The sequence below is a fragment of the Veillonella sp. genome (assembly GCF_019414865.1).
Taxonomy (GTDB): domain Bacteria; phylum Bacillota; class Negativicutes; order Veillonellales; family Veillonellaceae; genus Veillonella.
Genome location: NZ_DXLG01000109.1, coordinates 1 through 5,160 on the forward strand (window position 1 = coordinate 1; position 5,160 = coordinate 5,160).

Sequence of the window (5,160 nt, forward strand, 5' to 3'; positions counted from 1 at the left end):
TATTAAAACGTTACAATCATCAATTGATTAAATTGTAAATAATATAACAATAATACTATGACAAAGCAAAACCCCACAGGCATAGTGCCCATGGGGTTCAGTTTATTTATTATGTTGCATTTGCCACTTTTGATTGCGGCGCAAGGTTAACAAGCCTTCTAACACTGCTTGGAATTGTACAAAGCTTAACGTATACGGTGGGTACATATCAGGTACTACCTTATAAGAAATAGTAACTTCCGCCTTATCATAATCGTAGAAAATGCCATGTAAATTACTTACTGTAGTATAACCAGTTTGAGCTTGCTCCAATGTTGGAATAGGCTGATTTTTTAGATTTCCTAGTAGATCGCTAATGAAACCTTCCTTACGACCTTGGTCATTGAGCATTTCATCCATAAAACTACGTAGACTATCCATAAATAGATTAACCTCTTTGGTCTAACAATAAGCCATTGTGAATTACACGAACAGCATCTTTAACGCGGTCTTCAGCAACAAGACAAGAAATACTAATTTCAGAAGTAGAAATGATTTCAATATTGATGCCTTCTTGGCTCAAAATATCAAACATTTGAGCTGCCACGCCTGGTTGACCTAACATACCTGCACCAATGATAGATACTTTTGCCATTCTTTCGTCAATATTTACAGCTTCAATATCAACAGTTTTTTGTAATTCTGCCAATACTTCACGAGCTAGTACAACATCATCCATAGCTACAGTGAAGATGAGGTCAGTTTTAGGTTCACCTACGGCGCGGATAGATTGAACAATCATATCAACATCCACGTTTTTTGCAGCCAATGCTTTGAACACAGTTGCTGCAACACCTGGTTTATTTTCAACGCCTACAAGGGCTACTTTTGCTGTATTAGTATCATCAGCTACGCCAGTAATTACGTGTTTATTTGCTTCCACAGTATAATCCTCCCGAATAATAGTACCTGTATTGTCACTAAATGTTGAACGTACGTGAATAGGTACACCATAACGGAAACCCATTTCTACGGCGCGAGGTTGCATTACACCTGCACCAAGACGTGCCATCTCAAGCATTTCGCCATATGTTACTTCTTCTAATTTGAAAGCCTCTTTTGCAACACGAGGGTCTGTAGAGTAAACGCCTTCAACATCTGTAAATATTTCACAAACATCAGCTTTCATAGCGCCTGCCAATGCAACAGCAGTTGTATCAGAACCACCGCGACCTAAAGTAACCATATCACCATATTCAGTAATACCTTGGAAACCTGCAACCACTACAATATTGCCTTCATCCAAAGCTTCAAATACGCGATTTGGATCAACGCCTAAAATACGGCCTTTATTGAATGTATCACTACTTGTAATACCTGCTTGATCACCTGTTAAGGACATCGCTTTATGACCACGTTCGTTGAAAGCCATCGCCATTAATGCAATCGTTACTTGCTCACCTGTAGATAACAAGCGATCCATTTCACGACCATAAGGCTTAGATGTTACTTCTTTAGCCAATGCTACCAAGTCATCTGTTGTATCACCCATAGCGGATACAACGATAACGATTTTATCGTCTTCTTTCTTCTCACGAAGGACGCGATCAACAATATTAAATATTTTTTCTGGTGTAGCTACGGAACTACCACCAAATTTTTTAACGATTAAGGCCACAATAATCCCTCATTTAACTTATCTACTAAAAATCAATATGCATATACTTTACCACAAACAAATAGCACTGTAAAGGGATACAACGCAATTTATCCACTGCGCAAAAACAAAACTCCTTCGAGTGCGGACATAACTTTAGTATGATTATTTCAGTTATTATTAACATTTACAGACAAAAAGACCAGCCTTATGGCTGGTCTTTATTAGTTGATTAAGTTAATTAAGCAACTGTGATTGCTTTTTCGGATTCCCACAAACCGTGGATGTTGCAGTAGGATACAGCAATTAATTTACCAGATTTGTTCAAGGAAACTGCCAAAGAACCTTCAGAAATTGCATGTACAGGGCCTTCGTTTGCAGTTGCGCCATCACCATGTACGTTGAAGGAAATTTCACCAACTTCGAATGGCAATTGAGTACCTTCAGCTACGAAGTACAATTTGATCCATTCAATGTGATGTTCTACAGTGTTAGGATGTGCGATATCTTTACCAACGGACAATGTTACGTGGAAAGTTTCACCTGCTTTTACAGTGTCAACAGTCTCGATAACAGGAACGTGTTTTTCAGTAGCGAAATCGCCGGATTTAATGTAATCATGTACAGCCATAGTTAACCTCCTGGTTAGTGTTATATACATACTTAATGTCAAGAATATTCAGCATCTTGTGCTTATGACTATATTATACATTTTCGATATAGTTTTAGCAAGAGCTTTTTCGAAAATTTTAGATTTATTTATATTCAAGCTCTCCGTATTAGAACTCAATCCCTTTAGCAGCCTTAATTCCTTTTTCATAGGCATGTTTTACGACATTCATTTCTGTTACTGTATCAGCTATATCAATGATTTCAGGTTTTGCATAACGGCCTGTTAAAATAACGTGTAAGCGCTCAGGTTTATGTTTAAGCATATCTACTACAGAATTCACATCAATAAGCTCATAATTAATGGCATTATTGATTTCATCCATAATGATGAGGTCCCATCGATCTGAATTTACTTCTTCCACTAATGTGTGCCAAGCCTTTTGAGCTGCCTCTTTGTGACGTGCCAATTCAGCCTCGCCTACTTCATCTCGTTTATAGTAAATAAATCCCTTACCCATGGAACGAATTTCTACTTGGTCCCCTAATTTAGCAAGACCTGCTAGTTCGCCATAGCCATTACCACTTTTGATAAATTGTAAGATTAAAACCTTAAGACCTTGGCCAACAGCGCGTAATGCAACACCTAAGGCTGCTGTTGTTTTACCTTTACCATTGCCGGTATTAACTAAAATTAAGCCTCGTTCACTCATAATTAGCTCCTTTTAGCTTTATACTTAGCACATATATCAATGAAATGTTGTGCTCCTTCATCAGAACCAGCAAAGTTCAAATGTAAATACGATGCTAATACATTATCAGTAGCATAGCCACCATCATAGGATTGAGGTTTACGGCCACCTTCTAAGTGGAATGCCCATGGGAAGTTCTCTACAGTCGGCTCCATAGTAGAGAAATGGAACTCATGACCACGAAGAGATGTATCAGCAGTGCCTAACAAGGTATCTCGCTTAGCTGTAGCCGTAACATACCCTACTTTTTGCAGCTTTTGTTGCATAATGCAATTAGCAGGTACAATACCTACCGTATCGTATACGGTACCCTCAAAGTCGTGGATGCTTTCACATAAATACATAAGGCCACCACATTCAGCATAAATAGGCAGGCCTTTTTCGTTGGCTTGACGGATAGACTCTTTCATTGACTCGTTACTAGAAAGTTGGAACAAGAACATTTCAGGGAAACCACCGCCAAATACTAGGCCGTCTACATCAGGAACTTCAAAGTCATTAAGTGGGCTAAAGTATACGATTTCTGCCCCCTTCTCCTCTAAGGCGGCTAAACTTGCAGGATAGTAGAAAGAGAAGGCCTCATCATAAGCTACACCGATTTTCACGCGTTTTTCAATAGACTTAGGATCAACTGCATCTGGTAATTCAATACTTGGTGCACTAGATGCAATGTCCATCAATTGATCGAGTTCAACCATTTTTTCAACGGCTTCACGAATCGTATTTATCGCTTCTGTTGGATCGATCTCAGTAACCGGTGTGAGGCCTAAATGACGCTCCGGAGAGTGCATACGGTCATCGCGATAAATAGCACCAATGACTGGAACACCAATCTTGGCCATGCCTTCACGAACCATGCGCTCATGATTAGCAGAGCCTAAGCGGTTAAGAATGACACCACCAAGGTTTACCTCTGGGTCATAATCACGGAATCCTTTAGCAATGGCTGCTGCACTTTCACCCATCGCCTTACAATCGATAACAAGCACAACGGGAGCATTCAATTGCTTAGCAATTTGGGCAGTGGAACTAACCCCTTCGCGACCGCCATCATACAAGCCCATAACACCTTCGATAATAGCAAGGTCTACACCATGCGCCATGGTAGCGAAGAAAGGATTTAATTTGTGAGGTGGCACGAGCCACGTATCTAAATTATAGCTGTCACGGCCGGATGCAATTTTATGAAAGCCCGGATCAATATAATCCGGGCCCACTTTAAAGGATTGCACCGTACGTCCACCATTTGCATAAGCAGCCAATAAGCCCGCTACGATTGTTGTTTTACCTACACCAGAGTTTGTGCCTGCAATGACAACACGTGGAATCTGTACTGTGTTCATAGATATTACCTCGTAATACGACGTGTTTGTTAACGATCCTTACGTTTTGCAAGGATTGTAGATAAGTAGTTGAGTTTAGTATCTTTTGGCATATTGTCTAGGCCTACATATACTTGCTCATCAGGCAAACCTACACGGCTAATCATAACCGCATCATCTGCCATGTTATGTTTAAGCAATGTTTCTTGTACTTCATCAAAGTTTTTATATACTTTCATGATTACCGCATCATCAGCTACAGCCAATACAGCATCGATTTTTTCTTTAGGTGCTGTAGCAGGAACGATAGCTAATACTTCTTCCTTCTCTACGATTGGATAGCCAAGGTGGGAACCAATAGCACAGAAAGCAGTAACGCCAGGAATTGTTTCAATTTCATGGTCTGTATTTTCGATCAAGCGATATACATACATGTATGTGCTGTAGAACATAGGATCACCCAATGTTAAGAAGACAACGCTTTTACCTTGATCTAAGTAGGACAAGATAATGCGTTTTGCTTCTTGCCAGCCTTCCTCTTGTGTAGCATCATCCAATACCATTGGGAATACTACAGGAACGATTTCTGTATGTTCTTGAATGTATGGGGATGCAATATTAAGTGCTACAGAACCATCTTTCTTTTCTGTTTTAGGTGTGATGATAATATCAGCTTCACCTACGATGCGAGCAGCTTTCACAGTCATCAATTCAGAATCACCAGGGCCTACGCCAATGCCATATAATTTACCTTTCATGGGTTTCTCCTATTCTTATAGTTACAATCTATTTATAAATTTCATATCTTTTATTATAACTAATTTATACAAGATATACAAAG

General features: G+C 39.5%; 6 protein-coding genes. All 6 read right to left on the reverse strand.

The genetic code is table 11. From position 1 onward, the window contains the following. Positions 1 to 102: 102 nt before the first annotated feature. Positions 103 to 420 (reverse strand): hypothetical protein, encoded by a 318-nt coding sequence (locus QZ334_RS06685; RefSeq protein WP_005386222.1) that lies wholly within the window; start codon positions 418 to 420, stop codon positions 103 to 105. Positions 421 to 427: 7 nt separating this feature from the next. Next, positions 428 to 1,657 carry an aspartate kinase gene (locus tag QZ334_RS06690; protein WP_060924195.1) on the reverse strand — a complete coding sequence of 410 codons (1,230 nt, stop codon included), beginning with the start codon at positions 1,655 to 1,657 and terminating at the stop codon, positions 428 to 430. A 220-nt stretch (positions 1,658 to 1,877) separates the two neighbouring features. After that, positions 1,878 to 2,267 carry a class II SORL domain-containing protein gene (locus tag QZ334_RS06695; RefSeq protein ID WP_060924194.1) on the reverse strand — a complete coding sequence of 130 codons (390 nt, stop codon included), beginning with the start codon at positions 2,265 to 2,267 and terminating at the stop codon, positions 1,878 to 1,880. Between the two features lie 148 nt (positions 2,268 to 2,415). Continuing rightward, entirely contained in the window at positions 2,416 to 2,958 is a 543-nt protein-coding gene (cobO, locus tag QZ334_RS06700; RefSeq protein ID WP_295233018.1) for a cob(I)yrinic acid a,c-diamide adenosyltransferase, read from the reverse strand. Positions 2,959 to 2,960: 2 nt separating this feature from the next. Then, a complete protein-coding gene (locus QZ334_RS06705; RefSeq protein ID WP_295233021.1) occupies positions 2,961 to 4,340 on the reverse strand; it encodes a cobyrinate a,c-diamide synthase in 1,380 nt (459 codons plus the stop codon). Positions 4,341 to 4,369: 29 nt separating this feature from the next. After that, the gene (gene cobI, locus QZ334_RS06710) at positions 4,370 to 5,077 is read right to left on the reverse strand and encodes a precorrin-2 C(20)-methyltransferase (protein WP_295233022.1); all 708 of its coding nucleotides are present in this window, start codon (positions 5,075 to 5,077) and stop codon (positions 4,370 to 4,372) included. Positions 5,078 to 5,160: the final 83 nt, after the last annotated feature.

Coding starts and splice junctions, on each gene's coding strand:
- cobO (WP_295233018.1), bottom strand. CDS start 2,958: ATGAGTGAACGAGGCTTAATTTTAGTTAATACCGGCAATGGTAAAGGT.
- QZ334_RS06685 (WP_005386222.1), bottom strand. CDS start 420: ATGGATAGTCTACGTAGTTTTATGGATGAAATGCTCAATGACCAAGGT.
- QZ334_RS06705 (WP_295233021.1), bottom strand. CDS start 4,340: ATGAACACAGTACAGATTCCACGTGTTGTCATTGCAGGCACAAACTCT.
- QZ334_RS06695 (WP_060924194.1), bottom strand. CDS start 2,267: ATGGCTGTACATGATTACATTAAATCCGGCGATTTCGCTACTGAAAAA.
- cobI (WP_295233022.1), bottom strand. CDS start 5,077: ATGAAAGGTAAATTATATGGCATTGGCGTAGGCCCTGGTGATTCTGAA.